Annotated in this window: 15 protein-coding genes; 2 read left to right on the top strand and 13 right to left on the bottom strand. The window is 54.3% G+C overall.

Translation table 11 applies throughout. The annotated features are described in order from the left end of the window. Window positions 1-16: 16 nt before the first annotated feature. From ACN0VM_RS08980 to pyrC, 10 genes are all read right to left on the bottom strand, one after another. The gene (locus ACN0VM_RS08980) at window positions 17-784 is read right to left on the bottom strand and encodes an alpha/beta fold hydrolase (protein ID WP_417450536.1); all 768 of its coding nucleotides are present in this window, start codon (window positions 782-784) and stop codon (window positions 17-19) included. Continuing rightward, on the bottom strand, window positions 784-1,596 hold the full coding sequence (gene thiD / locus ACN0VM_RS08975) for a bifunctional hydroxymethylpyrimidine kinase/phosphomethylpyrimidine kinase (RefSeq protein ID WP_417450535.1): 813 nt from the start codon (window positions 1,594-1,596) through the stop codon (window positions 784-786). The genes ACN0VM_RS08980 and thiD overlap by 1 nt, the downstream gene beginning before the upstream one ends. Then, window positions 1,593-2,939, bottom strand: coding sequence for a phosphoglucosamine mutase (glmM, locus tag ACN0VM_RS08970; RefSeq protein ID WP_417450534.1), 1,347 nt, complete (start codon window positions 2,937-2,939; stop codon window positions 1,593-1,595). Before glmM ends, thiD begins: the two co-directional genes overlap by 4 nt. Before the next feature lie 49 nt (window positions 2,940-2,988). Next, window positions 2,989-4,116, bottom strand: coding sequence for a dihydropteroate synthase (gene folP / locus ACN0VM_RS08965; RefSeq protein WP_417450533.1), 1,128 nt, complete (start codon window positions 4,114-4,116; stop codon window positions 2,989-2,991). Window positions 4,117-4,122: 6 nt separating this feature from the next. After that, window positions 4,123-6,033 carry an ATP-dependent zinc metalloprotease FtsH gene (ftsH, locus tag ACN0VM_RS08960; RefSeq protein ID WP_417450532.1) on the bottom strand — a complete coding sequence of 637 codons (1,911 nt, stop codon included), beginning with the start codon at window positions 6,031-6,033 and terminating at the stop codon, window positions 4,123-4,125. 111 nt (window positions 6,034-6,144) lie between these two features. Continuing rightward, window positions 6,145-7,455, bottom strand: coding sequence for a tRNA lysidine(34) synthetase TilS (gene tilS, locus ACN0VM_RS08955; RefSeq protein ID WP_417450531.1), 1,311 nt, complete (start codon window positions 7,453-7,455; stop codon window positions 6,145-6,147). Next, window positions 7,443-8,303: a tetratricopeptide repeat protein gene (locus ACN0VM_RS08950; RefSeq protein ID WP_417450530.1), complete on the bottom strand. Its 861-nt coding sequence runs from the start codon at window positions 8,301-8,303 to the stop codon at window positions 7,443-7,445. Before ACN0VM_RS08950 ends, tilS begins: the two co-directional genes overlap by 13 nt. A gap of 123 nt (window positions 8,304-8,426) precedes the next feature. Continuing rightward, entirely contained in the window at window positions 8,427-8,990 is a 564-nt protein-coding gene (pal, locus tag ACN0VM_RS08945; RefSeq protein ID WP_417450529.1) for a peptidoglycan-associated lipoprotein Pal, read from the bottom strand. Window positions 8,991-9,189: 199 nt separating this feature from the next. Next, window positions 9,190-9,828, bottom strand: coding sequence for a LysE/ArgO family amino acid transporter (locus tag ACN0VM_RS08940; RefSeq protein WP_417450528.1), 639 nt, complete (start codon window positions 9,826-9,828; stop codon window positions 9,190-9,192). Between the two features lie 20 nt (window positions 9,829-9,848). Continuing rightward, window positions 9,849-10,922, bottom strand: coding sequence for a dihydroorotase (pyrC, locus tag ACN0VM_RS08935; protein ID WP_417450527.1), 1,074 nt, complete (start codon window positions 10,920-10,922; stop codon window positions 9,849-9,851). Between the two features lie 133 nt (window positions 10,923-11,055). Between pyrC and ACN0VM_RS08930 the strand changes: the two genes are divergently transcribed. Together ACN0VM_RS08930 and ACN0VM_RS08925 are read left to right on the top strand one after the other, a co-directional pair. Beyond that, window positions 11,056-11,841 (top strand): YgfZ/GcvT domain-containing protein, encoded by a 786-nt coding sequence (locus tag ACN0VM_RS08930; protein WP_417450526.1) that lies wholly within the window; start codon window positions 11,056-11,058, stop codon window positions 11,839-11,841. 12 nt (window positions 11,842-11,853) lie between these two features. After that, window positions 11,854-11,976 (top strand): hypothetical protein, encoded by a 123-nt coding sequence (locus ACN0VM_RS08925; RefSeq protein ID WP_417450525.1) that lies wholly within the window; start codon window positions 11,854-11,856, stop codon window positions 11,974-11,976. Here the strand turns inward: ACN0VM_RS08925 and ACN0VM_RS08920 are convergent. From ACN0VM_RS08920 to glyS, 3 genes are all read right to left on the bottom strand, one after another. After that, the gene (locus tag ACN0VM_RS08920) at window positions 11,973-12,803 is read right to left on the bottom strand and encodes a phytanoyl-CoA dioxygenase family protein (RefSeq protein WP_417450524.1); all 831 of its coding nucleotides are present in this window, start codon (window positions 12,801-12,803) and stop codon (window positions 11,973-11,975) included. The two genes, ACN0VM_RS08925 and ACN0VM_RS08920, sit on opposite strands and share 4 nt — an antisense overlap. 76 nt (window positions 12,804-12,879) lie before the next feature. Then, window positions 12,880-15,540, bottom strand: a complete 2,661-nt coding sequence (ppdK, locus tag ACN0VM_RS08915; RefSeq protein WP_417450523.1) for a pyruvate, phosphate dikinase — start codon at window positions 15,538-15,540, stop codon at window positions 12,880-12,882. A 108-nt stretch (window positions 15,541-15,648) separates the two neighbouring features. Continuing rightward, entirely contained in the window at window positions 15,649-17,769 is a 2,121-nt protein-coding gene (glyS, locus tag ACN0VM_RS08910) for a glycine--tRNA ligase subunit beta (RefSeq protein WP_417450522.1), read from the bottom strand. Window positions 17,770-17,772 lie beyond the last annotated feature (3 nt).

The raw sequence follows: 17,772 nt of genomic DNA, 5'->3' as shown, positions 1-17,772 counted from the left end.
AGAACGCTGTGGCCCTTTATAAATCGTTGGAAAGAAAGCGGTTGATCAATCTTGCTACAAGTTCCGGTTTCTCAGCATGCAGCCAATGACCGGTTCCTTCAACCGTTCGCACTGTAGCCTTTGGAAACAATGCCAAAATTGCCTCCCTATGCTCGGGCTTGATATAATCCGACAAGCTACCGCGCAAAAAAAGTGTTGGGATATCAACGGCTAAACCTGTATTCTCTGCACTGATCTCGCTATATCCGCCGATGATCGCATCAAGGCCAATACGCCAATGGCCTTTGCCATTATTGCCGCGGCGCCAGTTGGTCAGGAGGAAACTGAGTACATCAGGCTCATTGACAAAGTCTGCCAGTATAGCCTCTGCATCAGTACGGCTGACGGCATCACTTTCAGCCACTGTGCGCAAGCCTTGCAAAATGTCACTATGATGATTGCCATAAGACACTGGTGCAATATCGCCTACCACCAGCCGAGAAATCCTGTCGGGTGCGTCAAGCGCCAGCTGCATGGCTGTCTTGCCACCCATAGAGTGGCCAAAAACATGGCACTTCCCTATGTCCAGCTTGTCAAGTATGAGCTTTACGTCTGCCGCCATGGCAGTATAGCTCATTCCCTCCACGTGCGGGCTGCGGCCGTGATTACGAAGGTCAAGGCTGATCACCTTGTAATCAGCCTCAAGATTGCGGGCAATCGCACCCAGATTATCGGCGGAACCAAACAATCCGTGCAGCAGTAAAAGCGGTGGCCCTTCCCCACGTTCCCGAACGAATAGATCCATCAGCCTCGCTCCATGTGAACACGAGCATGACCGAGGGGCCCATGCCCGGCCCCAAATCCTGGCGCAGCCTTGATCGCACGGTGTACAAAGTCGTGGCTGTGCTCCAGCGCTTCCTCTAGAGACTTCCCGCAGGAAAGATATGCTGCCATGGCACTCGCCAGCGTGCAACCTGTGCCATGAGTGTGCAGCGTATCGATGCGGCTGCTTGTAACGATACACTCCCCTTTCAGGTTCACGAGTATATCACTGACATCGGGCCCCACCAGATGGCCACCTTTGACAAGCACAGCCTCCACGCCCGTATCCAGCAGGTCGTAGGCCGCAGCTTTCATCGCATCAAGCCCGGTAATTTTACGCCCGGTCAATGCCTCGGCTTCCGGAATGTTTGGTGTCACGAGGCTAGCATGCGCGATCAATGTTCTAAGCGCATCCACACCATCGTCGCTTAGCAATTTCGCACCCGATGTAGACATCATTACAGGATCAACGACCAAATCACCGCCAAACGCCACGTCATCAATCACAGCCAACACAGTTTCGATCACCGCCGCGTCATGCAGCATGCCGGTTTTGATGACATCTGCACCAATATCGCTGAGCACTGCCCGCATCTGGGCAGCAACCACCCCGGCGGGAACTGTCTCGATACCGCTAACGCCTCGCGTATTTTGCACAGTAACCGCCGTGATCGCAGTTGCCGCATATTGCCCAAGCATCGTAACAGTTTTAATATCTGCCTGAATGCCGGCACCTCCCGAGCTATCAGAACCTGCGACGATCAGGACACGGCCCATGTCTGGCTCCCTCGTCATCGTCCCGCCGCCTCGATTTCGCTGCAGATCGTGTCAACCAGACCGGTGATTTTGCCTTCGTCATCGCCTTCGGCCATCACTCGGATAACCGGCTCGGTTCCCGATTTACGTATAACAAGTCGACCTGATCCGTCCAAAGCACGCTCCGCAGAACGAATACTGGATTTTACTTTTTCATTGTTCAACGGCTCGCCGCCGCCAAAGCGGACATTTTTGAGAAGCTGTGGCACCGGCTCAAACTGACGGCAAACAGCAGATGCTGTCTGTCCTGACTGTTGGATTTCCGTCAAGACCTGCAAGGCAGCTATAAGGCCATCCCCGGTTGTCGAGAAATCACTCAAGACAATATGCCCTGACTGCTCACCTCCGATATTGAAGCCCGTTTTGCGCATGCGCTCAACCACATAACGGTCCCCAACCTTTGTACGTTCAAGCTTAAGCCCATCGCTGACAAGCAACCGTTCCAGACCCAAATTCGACATAACCGTGCTAACAAGCCCACCACCCTTTAGCATACCGCGTTTATGCCAATTGCGCGTTACCAGCGCCATGATCTGATCGCCGTCAACAATGGTACCATGCTCATCACAAAGGATCAGCCGATCTGCGTCACCGTCAAGCGCGATGCCAATATCGGCACCTTCTTCGACAACCCGCGCACACATGGTCTCAGGGTGAGTTGATCCGCATGCCTCGTTGATATTGAATCCATTTGGCGACACCCCGATCGCGATCACCTCAGCTCCCAGTTCCCACAACACAGTTGGGGCCACCTTGTATGCTGCGCCATGTGCGCAATCGAGCACAATCTTCAGTCCATCAAACGTCAGTCCGTTTGGCACTGTTGCTTTCGCGAACTCAACATATCTGCCGCTCGCGTCTTCCAGGCGTGTCGCCCGTCCCAAATCATCCGACGTCACCAGAGCGGCCTGCATGCCACTGTCGACGAGGCCTTCAATTTCCAGTTCCTTCTCATCGGAAAGCTTGAATCCGTCTGGACCGAAAAACTTGATGCCATTGTCATAGTGCGGATTGTGGCTGGCGGAAATCATCACGCCAAGATCCGCGCGCAGGGATTTAACCAGCATGGCTATCGCCGGCGTAGGCATCGGCCCCACCATGATCACGTCCATACCTGCCGCCACAAAACCTGACGCCAAGGCTGGTTCATACATATAACCTGAACGCCGGGTATCCTTTCCAATGACCACACGGTGCACATGGTCACCGCGGATAAATGATTTACCCGCAGCCAGACCGACCCGCATAGCAATATCAGGGGTCATGAACCCTTCGTTGACGCGCCCGCGCATGCCGTCGGTGCCAAAATATTTACGGCTCATATTGCTTCCCCAGAATCAACCTAATAAATTACGTTAAATTGTAACGAGTTCAGAACGCCCCGTCCATAATTGCTGCATCATGAAACGCCTGGTGCAACTTCAACGCTTGCAATGTCTCGGCCACATCATGGACCCTGACGATGTGCGCGCCCAGTTCTGCACATTTAACAGCGGCGGCGACTGATCCGCTGACCCGTTTTTCCGCCTGTTCCTCACCTGTTACAGCACCAATAAAACGTTTCCGCGAAACACCTAGCAGCAACGGACACCCAAGCGTGAGAAACAAGGGCAGGCCATTGATCAATGACAGATTATCCTGCACTACACGCTTACCAAAACCGATTCCCGGGTCCAAAATAAGACGTGCCCGAGATATACCAGCCGCCTCGCACTCGGCCACCCGCTGCGCGAGGTAATCATACACATCATAAAGCACATGGGCGTATGACGGGCGATCCTGCATTGTCTCTGGTGTTCCTTGTGCGTGCATCAGTACAACAGGAGCATCACACGAGGCCACAAACGGCACGCTATCCCCATCATAAGTAAGTGCTGAAACGTCATTGATGATGTGGGCACCGCTATTCAGGGCTTTTTTCATAACAAACGAGTGGCGCGTATCAATTGATAGCGGCACTCCATCACCTCGCAGTGCCTCGATCACGGGCACGACCCGGTCTGCTTCCTCGCCTTCCCACACCGGCGTCGCTCCCGGTCGGGTGCTTTCTCCGCCAATATCAATAATATCGGCACCCTCGGCAACCATCTGCCGCGCACGTATAATTGCCGCAGCAACATCAAGAAACTTGCCCCCGTCGGAGAAACTGTCCGGGGTAACATTCAGCACGCCCATGATACGCGGTCGCGAAAAGGAAAGAGGCAGGTCACGCCCGGGTAAGGCTATGCCCTGAACCGGCATCGATAGGGCCTGCAATTGCTGTTGCAACTGCAACCGCAGTGGCTGAGGAAATTCCTGAATATTTCTCTCCACCTCAGAGGCAGGAATAGTTGACTGCGCAACAATTCCATCATCATTGCGCACCACGATTTTTGCAGCCAAAAACCGCCTTCCGGGCACCCCGATTGGCAACCCAAGAATGCCGCCAGAAACGGAACCGACGGGCACAAGATATGCTCTTGCCCCGTCGGTAAGGTTCTCTAGAAGGTCGTTTGTCACCAACGCCTAGCCTTCTGGCTGAGGTTCACCATGGTCAATCCCTGAAGTCGGCACAGCACTTGGTGCGGCAGGCGGCACATTTGGTGTATTGCCCGGTTTCTTGGGTGTCACGCGAATTGGCTCACCCTTTAGAAGGGCCTTAATCTCATCACCAGAAAGCGTCTCATACTCAAGCAGAGCTCCGGCAAGCGTATGCAGGTCGTCAATGTTATCCTGAAGAATATTTTTCGCCCGGTCATTTGCGCCTTCGACAAAAGCCTTCACTTCTTGGTCAATCATCCGCGATGTGTCTTCTGACACATTTTGCTGACGCGATACCGAGTGCCCAAGGAAGACCTCTTCCTCATTGGCCGCATACTGAAGCGGACCAAGTTTGTCGGACATACCCCAACGAGTTACCATATTGCGCGCAAGGTTCGTCGCATACTGAATATCCGATGACGCACCCGACGTGACCTTCTCATGGCCGAAAATGATTTCCTCAGCCACACGACCACCCATCGCAATGGCGAGGTTGTCGTGCATTTTCTCTCGGCTTTGCGAGTATTCATCCCGCTCCGGCAGACGCATCACCATGCCAAGGGCACGGCCACGCGGAATGATTGTCGCCTTGTGGATAGGGTCAGACGACTTGCAATGCAGCGACACAAGGGCGTGACCGCCTTCGTGATATGCTGTCAGTTTCTTCTCGTCTTCCGTCATCACCATCGAGCGACGCTCAGAGCCCATCATCACCTTGTCTTTTGCCGCTTCAAACTCAGACATCGCCACGATCTTTTTGCCACGACGGGCTGCCAGAAGCGCTGCCTCGTTCACAAGGTTCATCAGGTCAGCACCAGAGAAACCCGGCGTACCCCGTGCAATGGTGTTTATATCCACATCCGGGGCCAAAGGTACTTTCTTGACGTGAACGCCAAGGATTTTCTCCCGGCCGTTAATGTCCGGATTAGGCACGACTACCTGACGGTCGAAACGGCCCGGGCGCAGGAGCGCTGGGTCAAGAACATCTGGACGGTTGGTTGCTGCGAGAATAATAATACCCTCATTGGCCTCGAAGCCGTCCATCTCCACCAGCAACTGGTTGAGTGTTTGTTCACGCTCATCATTGCCACCGCCAAGACCTGCACCACGGTGACGGCCGACGGCATCAATCTCATCAATGAAGATGATGCAGGGAGCGTTTTTCTTCGCCTGTTCAAACATATCGCGAACGCGGCTTGCGCCCACGCCGACAAACATCTCAACAAAGTCTGAACCCGAGATGGTAAAGAACGGCACATTGGCTTCACCCGCGATTGCGCGCGCTAACAATGTCTTACCTGTACCAGGAGGGCCAACAAGAAGCGCTCCTTTAGGGATCTTGCCGCCAAGACGCTGGAATTTTTGAGGGTCTTTGAGAAAATCCACGATTTCCTCGAGTTCTTCCTTGGCTTCTTCAATACCGGCAACGTCGTCAAATGTCACACGGCCCTGCTTTTCCGTCAGCAGACGCGCACGGCTTTTGCCGAAGCCCATCGCGCCACCGCCACCAGAACGGCCCTGCATCTGACGCATGAAGAATATCCAGACACCAATGAGCAACAGAAACGGCAACCAAGAGATGAGTGCACCCATCAGGAAACCTTCATCCTGTTTCTTCACCTGATAAGTGACGTTGTGTTCTTTCAGCGTACGGGTCAGTTCATCGTCATATATAGGTGCGACAACATGGAAACTCTCTCCGGTAGTGAAAACACCGCTGAGGTCTTGCCCTTGTTTCTCGACACGGGCAACTTTGTTCTTTTCAACCTCTTCAATGAATTGGCTGTACGGGAGTTCGGGCGTTTTGCTCGCACCACCCTGGAACATATTGAAAAGCGCCACAAGCAACAGGATGATCAACACCCACACAAGCGCATTCCGCATAAATCCGTTCACTTTTTTGCCTTTCTCAGGTTATCTCCCTAGCGGGTTGTAACCATATTATATGCACTATCCCCTTGGCATGCTTCCCCAAGAGATAAGCTCAAGCGCCGCCCATGCAAGAGGTCAATCGCTTCCAGCCCTATTTTTCGACCGAATAAGCGGTTTCCGCGACAGGTGCAACGTGACATCCTTGAGATCACTATATCCCATCAATGGAAGTGCCCGCAATTGTTGTGCGTCAAAAATACCTGGCTGCACCAGCCGAGCAATATGTGGAACAGATATTCCACGAAGATCAGGCCATTTTGTGACCGCCTGTTTCCAGCCGTCATCACCAAGAACCCCGATTTCAAGGCCCCTAGTATCACCAATGGCCGAAATTTCAAACCGGTTATCCCAATCGCTTCCATCCTGAACATTTGAACGCTCAACACAACTTGACAATTCGCGGCAGATAATTACCCCCTCCGCATCAGGCTTGAAAACGGTTCCAGACAACGTTGCGCCGGCAAAGGCGTCATCCCGCATAGCGTCCAGAAGACGCTCAAGCTTCTCCATCCGGGGCGTATAGTCTGCGCCTGCGAACTGCCGGCAAATGGCTGCCAACCCTCTTAGGACAACATCCTCGGGCGCGGCCGCAAGTGAGGCATAGGAGAGAAAACAGTAAGCTGGCTCTCGTTCCATCACCGACACGCACAACCACTGCCGTTCATAGAACTCCAGCGCTTCACGAGACCGCCGCATCCGCCGTGCTGTTGCTGCCAACCTTTCGACCGAATACCCATCCAGCGGTGGAGATTGCAGAAATTGCCGCACTTTGACCCGCTCGAAGCTACTGTTGAGGTTGCTTGGGTCCTCGACCCATTCCACGCCTGCATTCAGCAGATAGTTGCGAAGCAATGCTTTCGATATCGCGAGCAGAGGCCTCACAAGTGCTATGTCCTCATAGCCCGGCACCTCTGAAATTTCCGGCATGGCGGCAAGGCCATAGACACCACTTCCACGGCCCAACCGCAGCAGAAGGGTTTCAGCCTGATCTTCCTGGTGGTGAGCCGTCAAAAGATAAGATACTTCATTCTCTCGGCACCAGTCCGCCATAAGTCGGTACCGCGCAACCCGTGCTTCGGCCTGTAAATTAGCATTCGGCTTATCGCCGTGCCAGCGCAAGGTCTCGTGACGAAACCCAGCCCTCATCGAAAGTCCAGCGACGTATTCTGCTTCGTGTGAAGATTCTGCTCGCAACCCATGGTCCACTGTCAAGGCGGTCATCAACGGGCAGTCTTTGAGCAGAAGAGCTAACGCCAGACTATCCGGGCCGCCTGACACTGCAACTGCAAGCGGCCCATCAAGAGAAACACCAAGAGCCTGAAGGCGACCCCCAAGCTCTTGTGTCAGGTATGCGGCGATATCGGCCATGTCAATCAGTCGGCGCAACCAGCCGTCTTGGCTGTACGCTGTGCGCGCGCCTTCAGACGTTCGCTGGCTTTGTCCTCGCTACGGCGAAACTCAGACAGAGCATTGCAAGCGTCCTGCGCACTATCCAATGCAATCAGGACGTCTGCAAGATCAAGCAGGGCGTCGGGCCGCTTGTCATGGTTGGGGTGTTCTTCGATCAGCGCGAGCAACTGTTGCGCAGCCTGCGGCATACGTCCCTGCAAGAGATGAATACGCCCAAGCCAGAATTTTGCGTTACCGACCCGTTCATCATCAGGGTTTGCCTTGAGAAACATATCCATCGCTTTGAAGCCGTTTTCCAGATCATTCTTCTGAATGAAATTAAAAGCATAACGATACTGCATAGCAGGATCACCGTCCGGCAATGAGACAAATACCGCCGCATCGTCCGGTACGGACGCGCCGGGGTCCTTGGGAGGAACCGTTCCACCGGATGGTGTGTTGATCTGCGCTTTCATTTCCGCCTGAGCCTGAGCCGTCTCCCGCGCCTGAAGCTGCATTTCTTTCCGGATCAACTCCAAAGCCTCATCCTGCTTGCGTTGCCTGTACTCAAGCTCTTCGAGGCGGCCGTTCATCGCACGGACCTGACGTTCAAGCGTGCCAAATTTGGCGACCAGATCACTCAGTAGTTGAGCATCACCAGCCTGAGGTGCGACACCAGTGACAACTCCACTACCGCCTTGACTATTTCGCAGCCGGTTCTCAAGCGCGACCATCTCCCGCTCAAGACGTTCTACCTTGAGGGCGATTTCTGCACGGCTTTGTGCGCTTGCAGGCGCAGCAAGCAGAAACACCATAAACACAAGAGCCGATAATGCTTTTGTCATCTGTCACACTCCTTCCCTGTTGGTATAATACCGACAAGGTCTACTCTGAAAATCCGCTAAAAAAAGGGCCCCGTCCCGAAATCCCGGGAACGGGGCCACCTGTCCATAATGCGCCGTCAGTATTTACTGAACGACCAAAACCCCGCGACGGTTCTGGCTCCAGGTGCTTTCACCATTGCCAACTACAGCCGGACGTTCCTTACCATAGGAAATTGTCTTCAGACGCGATGCTGGAACACCGCGTGCAATAAGGTAGTTTTTAACTGCTGTCGCGCGACGCTCGCCAAGGGCGAGGTTGTATTCACGGGTACCGCGCTCATCACAGTGACCTTCAACCGCCACGTCAACCCGCGGAAAGTTCTTCAGCCACTCAGCTTGCTTTGCGAGTGTACCACGCGCCTGCGCCGAAAGTTCCGAGCTGTCATACGCAAAGAATATCCTGTCACCGGCATAGTTCATCAGATTGGCTTGCGTCGGAGCCGAACCCATTTTCTGAGCTTCGAGTTCCTCAGCGGTCATCGATGGCGTCGTCGGACGATCAGGCCGGCCGGAAGCGCCGGAGTCCTCAACCTCAGTTGCGGGCGTTGATTTTTCTTCAACAACTTTATCGTTGTTTGAACACGCTGCCAGCATCAGTGCGACAGCAGAAACTATGGCAATATTTTTGCCCAGGCGCTTGGACGTCATTTTCGCTCCCTCCAACGGAATGGGGTTCCCCCGGCTTACATATATAACGCGCCGCCCGTCTCGTGAAATATCTCGAAACTGACAACGTTTGTTCGCGGCAACTATAGAACGCGAATTTCCGATGATCAAGCAATCAAAATAAGGCAAATGTTTGTTATGTCGTGAATTTTTCGTGAATAGGGGCCTGAAACCGGCGTATTTAAAATTTTAGCCAAAGACTGACAATTGTACCCACTGCAAAAAGCCCGATGAGCGCTGCGGAGAAATGGTTAATGAGAACCAGAAATTTATCGTTAACCTTGTCACGCAAATATCGCCCGAAACCGGTCAGGCCTGCCCACCAGAGACACGACCCGAGAAAGACCCCGCTAACAAGGGCAATGGCGTCAGCGTGGGCATGTCCACTTCCTCGCCCAAGGTCGCCAATACCAGCGAGCGCGTAAAGGCCCAAGAAGCCCAAAAAAACGCCGGGGTTGGTTAAGGTCAGAATCAGAGAGCCAACCATGCCACGCTTTACGCCGCCCTCCTGGGGCGTCTGGTCTATATGAGGGTGACTACGCCAGATGTGGACGGCGAAAGCAAACATGATAAGTGCACCAATAACGCGAAGCTCCGTATCATAGCTGTGGATCACGGAGACGAAAGCCTTCAGGCCCAGTGCGGCCAGGCCCGCATAAAATGCGTCACCCATGGCCGCACCAATGCCGATCATGAAACCGTCCCGAGCGCGACCAAAAAGGCTTCGCCTGAGGCATATGATATTTACGGGACCAATAGGCGCCGACAAGGCAAACCCGAAAGCCAGCCCCCAAAATACATATGCAATCTCATTAATCACTATATGTTCAGCCCCATGGCTTAGTCAGCCTTGTCCTGAATAGCGACAAAGCGCCACGAAAGCGTTTCCCCCGCATGGAACGGTGCGATGTGCAACCCTGGAGCTTCAAGTACATCCGGCACGACTGTGTCTTCACGTTCTAGCACCACATAACGCTTATTAAGAGGCAAGCCGTAAAAATTCGGTCCATTTTCGGAGGCAAAGGCCTCCAGATGCTCAAGCGCGCCCTCTTCCTCAAAGGTCTTGGCGTAACTCTCAAGCGCGTATGGTGCGTTGAATATGCCCGCGCAGCCACATGCGGTTTCCTTGCGTTCCACGGTATGAGGTGCGGAATCAGTGCCAAGGAAAAATTTGTTCGAGCCGGACGTTGCTGCGGCGCGCAGCGCAAGCCGGTGCTGCTCACGCTTGATAACCGGCAGGCAATAGAAGTGCGGCTTTATACCACCCACCAGCATTGCATTTCGGTTGTGCACAAGGTGTTGCGGCGTAATGGTAGCCCCCACATTTGGTCCGCAAGCCTCAACGAACGCGGTAGCCTCGGCCGTTGTGATATGCTCAAAAACAATCTTCAGCTCAGGGAAATCGGCTACCACCTGCGCCATGGTGCGCTCGATAAACACAGCTTCCCGGTCGAAAATGTCTACATCATGGTCTGTCACCTCACCGTGTACCAGAAACGGCATGCCGATACGCTGCATCACTTCCAGCACCGGATAGACATTTTTGATATCACTCACCCCATGTGCCGAATTGGTGGTCGCGTTCGCCGGGTACAGCTTGCAAGCGGTGAACACACCTGATTTGAAACCGCTCTCCACCTCAGCAGCTTCAATCGAATCTGTCAGGTAACATGTCATCAGCGGCGTGAAATCCAAGCCCTTGGGCACAGCTTTCAGGATTCGGCCCCGGTACGCCTCACCTGCTGCAACAGTTGTTATCGGCGGCGTCAGGTTTGGCATGACAATCGCCCGCGCGAACTGCCGGGCAGTATAGCCCACAACAGCGTCCAGCATTGCACCGTCACGCAGGTGCACATGCCAATCATCAGGCTGTCGGATCACAAGACGGTTAGGGCTCGCGGCTTTAGGTGTCATTTGGTCAACTCTGTTTCTGGCCTATAAATCTTATGTCCGCAGTTGTAACGGGCTTGGGGCGCGCTTACAACTTGAAAGCCTTCGGTTTATGGTTATCTGTGGGCCATGGAAAACATGTTTTTAAGGAAGTTTTATGACTGATCAGGCTCTAAAGCTCGACACCCGTGCCGTTCTGCGACTCTCCGGCCACGATGCGTGCAATTTTCTGCAAGGGCTTGTGACCAATGACGTGACTAAAGTAGCGGCAGGCCAAGCCGTCTACGCAGCCCTCCTCACGCCGCAGGGCAAATTTCTTTATGATATGATTATCATGGCAGAGGGCGAAGACCTGTTGCTTGATGTGGAAGCTGCGCGCAAGGACGAGCTGTTGCGCCGCTTGATGATGTACAAGCTGCGGGCCGATGTAACAATCACCGACGAGACCAGCCTGTCAGTCTGGGCGGTGTGGGGCAGAACTGACACCGCAAGTGGGCAGGCCCCTGACCCGCGTGACGCGGCACTTGGCACAAGGTTGATCTCGGACAAAAAGCCAGATGCAGAAGACCTCACTACCGAAGACTATGAGGCGAAACGGTTGCGCCTTGGGGTGCCGGACAGCAGTCGCGATATGGCTGTGGAAAAATACTTCTGGCTGGAAACGGATGCCGAACGACTGAACGGAGTATCTTTTACCAAGGGTTGCTTCATTGGGCAGGAACTCACTGCGCGCATGAAACACCGCACCGCGCTCAAGAAAAAACTGGTAGCGGTCACGGCCAAGAAAGGAACGCTTCGCACGGGCCAGTCTCTCACAACGGATGAGGGCAAAACCGCCGGAGAAATCCGCACGACGGATGGCACCCATGCTATTGCCTATTTCCGGCTTGAATTTGCTGACGCTTCCCTTAATGCTGACGGGGTGCCTGTTCAGCTGGCATAACCGGGGGACATTATGACCAAATCTAAAAAACAACGTGAAAAAGAAGCAAACGCTGAGCATGAACGTAACAACCTGTTCACGCTTGGCATTATTGTAGCGGGTGTCCTGATCACCGTACTGGTGCTCGCCAGCTAGACTTTTGGTAACACCTTCTGCGGATGGAAGCCTCCAGCGTGCCCCATGAACGGCGGAAGGATGTTATAGCCAAGCAGCGTTTGCATTTCTTCCGGCATTGTTGCGACAGTTTCCTGAGGAATAGACAGATAAAAGTTTTCCTGTGTCCGCGCCCACGATGCGCAATATTGCGGAAAAAGACCTAGCCGGGAGCCATTTGACCTATTGCCCCCTGCTCGGTGCCACAGGTTACCCAGGAATATCAGCACTGACCCGCGCGGCATCTCCGCTTTAACGATTTCTGCGTTCGCAGGTGAATGCCAACCATCAGCCTGCCCCGGTTCATGCCGCGTGAAAGCGTCGTCCAGGGTCAGCACCCCCTCCGGAGTCTCCTCCTCCGCCCACTTGTGACTATAGGGGATTAACTCCGTCGCGCCATTTTCTGCGGTAAAATCATCCATCGCCCATATAGCGCCAACAGAGAACGCAGGCCGCGGTCGCGGAATGGGGTAAAAGCCGTCATCCACGTGGAAAGCCTGGGGCTGTTCGCCCGGCAATACGTTGGCAGCGAGAGCGGCGGTGATCAGGCAGTCGTCCCACAAAAGCGGGCGGATGATCTTCAGCACATCAGGGTTGGAGAAAAACGGCCACAGGGCCGGGCCTAATTTCGGCAAGGAATAGATGCGCTGGGTCTTAAACCCCTCAAACTGATTCCGCCCAGTGCGCTGGGAGGTAAAGATCGGGTCTAGTATTTCGCGCGCCGCCTGAATGGTCTCATCCGGCAGCAGGTTTTCGATGATGAAATAACCGCGATCCTTGATCGTCTCGATAATATCCTGATGATCCATGCTTGCCTCCCCTACTCACGTGAGAATAGGGCACCGAACACAAAAGAAAAGCCCCGCACGTGCGGGGCTTTGATCTCTAGCCCTTGAGGGCTGCTTGCGCTGCCGCCAGCCGCGCAATTGGCACGCGGTAAGGCGAGCAGGATACATAATCAAGCCCCGTGCGGTGGCAGAACTCAACGCTTGCAGGGTCTCCGCCGTGTTCACCACAGATACCAAGCTTGAGATCAGGTTTGGTCGAACGGCCACGCTCAGCACCCATCTTCACAAGTTCACCCACACCTTCCTGATCGATGGAAACAAACGGGTCCTGCGCGAAGATGTCCTGCTTAACATATTGGTCAAGGAAGCGACCCGCATCATCACGGCTGATGCCGATGGTGGTTTGCGTCAGATCATTGGTGCCAAAGCTGAAAAAGTCAGCCGCGACTGCGATACGGTCCGCGCAGATTGCAGCGCGCGGCAGCTCAATCATTGTACCCACCAGATATTCAACCCGGTGACCGGTTTCCGTGAATACTTCTTCCGCAACTGTTTCCACGTACGCGCGCAGGGTCTCAAGCTCCTTACGGGTGGCAACCAGTGGGATCATGATCTCCGGCACAACAGTGTCACCAGTTTTTTGTTCGACAGTGATCGCCGCTTCAAATATCGCCCTAGCCTGCATCTCGTATATTTCAGGGTAAGTAATACCAAGTCGGCAGCCCCGGTGACCCAACATCGGATTAAATTCGTGCAACTCAGCAGCGCGGCGTTTCAGATGCTCGACATCGGCACCAATTGATTTGGCGACATCTTCAAACTCGTCTTCCTCGCGCGGCAGAAACTCGTGCAGCGGTGGGTCTAGCAGGCGAATAGTCACAGGTAGGCCACGCATGATTTTGAAAATCTCCTCAAAATCGCTACGTTGCATCGGCAAAAGCTTGGCAAGTGCCGATTTCCGGCCTTCAAGGTCATCCGCCAGAATCATCTCGCGCACAGCGACAATACGCTCACCCTCGAAGAACATATGCTCCGTGCGGCAAAGTCCGATGCCTTCCGCGCCAAATTCACGGGCAGTTTGAGTATCATGCGGCGTATCGGCGTTGGTGCGCACCTTCAGCTTGCGGTAGGTATCAGCCCACTTCATCAGTGTGGCAAAATCGCCCGCGAGTTCAGGCTGCAATGTTTTCACCTCGCCCACCATCACTTCACCGGATGCCCCGTCAATCGTAATCGTGTCACCCGCCTTCACTTCACGGCCCGTTGCAGACATGACGCCATTTTTGGCATCAATCCGCAGTTGACCGGCACCGGACACACAAGGACGGCCCATGCCACGCGCCACGACAGCAGCGTGGCTGGTCATGCCACCACGCGCGGTCAGGATACCCTTGGCAGCGTGCATACCGTGGATGTCCTCCGGGCTGGTCTCAACCCGGCACAGGATCACGGCTTTGCCTTCCTTGGCCATTTCTTCGGCAGTGTCTGCATCAAACACCACGATACCTGATGCAGCACCCGGGGATGCGGGCAATCCGCGCGTAAAAATGTCACGCGGCGCATCGGGATCGAGTGTCGGGTGCAAAAGCTGGTCCAAAGCCCCAGGCTCAACACGCAGCACCGCAGTTTTCTCGTCAATCAGCCCCTCTGCTGCCATGTCAACGGCAATTTTGAGTGCAGCTTTAGCTGTGCGTTTGCCCGAGCGGGTTTGCAGCATCCAGAGCTTTCCATGCTGAACGGTAAACTCAATGTCCTGCATGTCACAGTAATGACGCTCAAGCTTGTCAAACACATCGGCAAGTTGGCCAAACACTGCAGGCATGCTCTCTTCCATCGAAGGCGCTGTTGCACCAGCTTCCTCGCGCGCCATTTTAGTCAGATACTGCGGTGTGCGGATACCCGCCACCACGTCTTCGCCTTGCGCGTCAATGAGGTATTCGCCGTAATATTCCTTGTCGCCCGTTGAAGGGTTCCGCGTAAACGCCACGCCGGTTGCCGACGTCTCACCCATATTGCCGAATACCATTGCCTGTACGTTAACGGCCGTTCCCCAGTCTTCCGGGATATTATTCAGCTTACGGTAAACCTTCGCGCGCTCAATGTGCCAACTGGAAAATACAGCGCCGATCGCACCCCATAGCTGCTCTTTCACGTCCTGGGGGAACGGATAGCCCAGCTCTTCCTGCGCCTTCGCTTTAAAGCCCTCGGCGATTTGGCGCCAGTCTTCAGCGTCAAGCTCGGTGTCAAGGTCGACACCTTTTTCTTCCTTGTGCAGCTCAATCAGTTCCTCGAAGTGATAGTGGTCAACACCCAGTACCACGTCGGAATACATCTGGATAAAACGGCGGTAGCTGTCCCATGCAAAACGCGCGTTATCGCTTTGCTTGGCCAAGGCTTCAACCGTCTTGTCGTTCAGGCCAAGATTGAGGACCGTGTCCATCATGCCGGGCATTGAGACCCGCGCGCCGGAGCGCACCGATACAAGCAAGGGGTTCTCTTCGTCGCCAAATCTGGCCCCAACACTTTTTTCAATCGCCGCTACCGCTTGGTTAACTTCGCTTTCCAGCGTATCGGGGTAAGTACGGCCATTGGCGTAATAATAGGTGCAGACTTCGGTGGTAATGGTCAGTCCCGGTGGTACCGGCAGGCCTAGAGAGGCCATTTCTGCCAAGTTTGCGCCCTTGCCACCAAGGAGGTTTTTCATGTCGGCGCGGCCTTCAGCAGCACCGTCTCCAAATCTGTATACCCATTTGCTCATATCAAGCAGTCCTTTACCGCGCCGCCCGTGTCCCCTTGAGACAGCACTGAGTTAGGTCTTAAAAAACCGGGCCCGTATATTGCTTTTGTAGCCCGACACGTTAAATAGTCAGCCTTCAATAAGGCTAAAGTCGGCCACGGTATTGACCGCAGCCCGAATGGAAGCGAGAAGCGCAAGGCGATTAGCCCTGAGCGCCATATCGTCGGCATTAACTGTTACTTTCTCGAAAAAGGCATCAATGGGTGCACGCAGGGAAGACAGAGCAGCCATCGCCTTTTCAAAATCCTCCACCTGCAGTGCAGCTTCCGCATTCTCGGCAGCAGCCTCAAGAGCCTGAGCCAGTGCCTTTTCTTCCACGTCTGCCAGCACGCTGGCGTCTATGTTCTGATCATATGCACGGTCGTCCTTCTTCTCCTCGATACGGAGAATATTGGCCGCACGCTTGTAACCTGCAAGCAGGTTGCTGCCGTCTTCCGTATCTAGGAAAGCCGAAAGCGCAGAGACCCGTGCCAGTACGCGTACAAGATCATCATCACCCTTCACGAACACCGCATCAATGAGGTCATGGCGCATGCCGACATCACGCTGCTGTACCTTCAGGCGATCCGCGAAAAAAGGCAGGAGATGGTCTTCAATTGTCGCCGTCACGTGATGCAGAATGGCCTCTTGCCGGGCATCTTCAGCCACATCGGCAACCATGAGACCAAGATAGGGCTTGAGAGGCTTTGCAGCCATAATCAGCGTACCTGCGAGTTCAAGCCGGATATTATTTTCGGTAATCAGGCGAATGATGCCGAGCGCTGCACGGCGCAGAGCAAACGGATCTTTGGAGCCTGTCGGTCGTTTGTCGATGGCGAAGAATCCCATAAGAGTATCGAGCTTTTCCGCCAGCGCAACAGCCACCGACACCGGCGCCGTTGGACAATCATCATTAGGCCCCGCTGGTGCATAATGATCCCGGATTGCATCGGCGACTGCGTCACTTTCGCCCTGCTCTTTTGCGTAGTAACGGCCCATCACTCCCTGAACTTCCGGGAATTCAAACACCATGCCTGAGACAAGATCGGCTTTCGCCAGCTCAGCCGCACGCTCCGCCTCATCAGCATCACAACCTGGAATAAACTGCGCAAGGTAGCGTGCCAGCGCCTTCATCCGGGCTACCCGATCGGACACGCGGCCAAGCTCAATATGAAATACAATGTCAGCAAGCGCAGGCAGGTTATCCTCAAGCTTATGCTTAAGGTCCTGTTCCCAGAAAAATTTTGCGTCCGACAAACGGGCCGAGAGAACACGTTCGTTACCAGCGGCAACCATAGCACCGCCGTCAGACGGTTCAATATTAGACACTGTAATGAAATATGGTGCTAGCTTCCCGGTCTTTTTATCCCGCGTGACGAAGTATTTCTGATCCTTCTTCATGGTCAGGATCAACACCTCTTCAGGCACAGCCATGAAGGCCGGGTCAAACGAGCCCATCAGTGGCACCGGCCACTCAACCAAGCCCGCCACTTCCGCAAGCAGGCCCTTATCTTCGACCCACTCAACGCCCTTTTGAGACGCCAATTCCCGCGCGCGGTCCGCGATCAGTTTCATGCGCTGAACGGGCGATAGCATAACCTTATGCGCTTCAAGCTTGTTCCGGTAATCCTCAAAGCTCGAGACTTCAAAACTATCAGACGCCAGAAAGCGATGCCCCTTGGTGGAGTTGCCCACCTTAAAGCCATCTAGTTCAAGATCAACAATCCTATCCCCTAAAATACAAAGAATGCTCTGCAGCGGGCGAACCCAGCGAAGGCTGCCCACCCCCCAGCGTTGAGACTTCGGCCACGGGAAGTTACGAATGGTTTGTTCAAGGACCTCAGCAACAACTTCCGCCGTCGGGCGGCCCTTTTTTTCAATGACAGCAAAAAGGAATTTGCCTTTGGCTTCTTCGCGTTCTTCACATTGGTGGCGCGCAACCCTGGCGCCGCGCAAGAACCCCTCAATGGCCTTTTCAGGCGCATCAACGCGTGGGCCGCGACGTTCCTCCCGCACATCGGGAGTAGCCTCAGGCAAACCAGAAAGCGCGAACACAAGGCGGCGCGGCGTGGAGAAGGTTTGAGCCAACTCGCCTTCAAGCCCAGCATCCCCCAGCCCCTTCAGCATCATGGCTTGCAGGTCTTCGGACGCTTTTTTCTGCATGCCTGCCGGAATTTCTTCAGAGAAAAGTTCAATGAGAAGATCAGCCATGAC

Origin of the sequence: Kordiimonas sp., assembly GCF_048260245.1 — a bacterium.
In the GTDB taxonomy this organism is placed as follows: domain Bacteria; phylum Pseudomonadota; class Alphaproteobacteria; order Sphingomonadales; family Kordiimonadaceae; genus Kordiimonas.
This window is presented reverse-complemented; position numbering and strand designations above follow the sequence as displayed.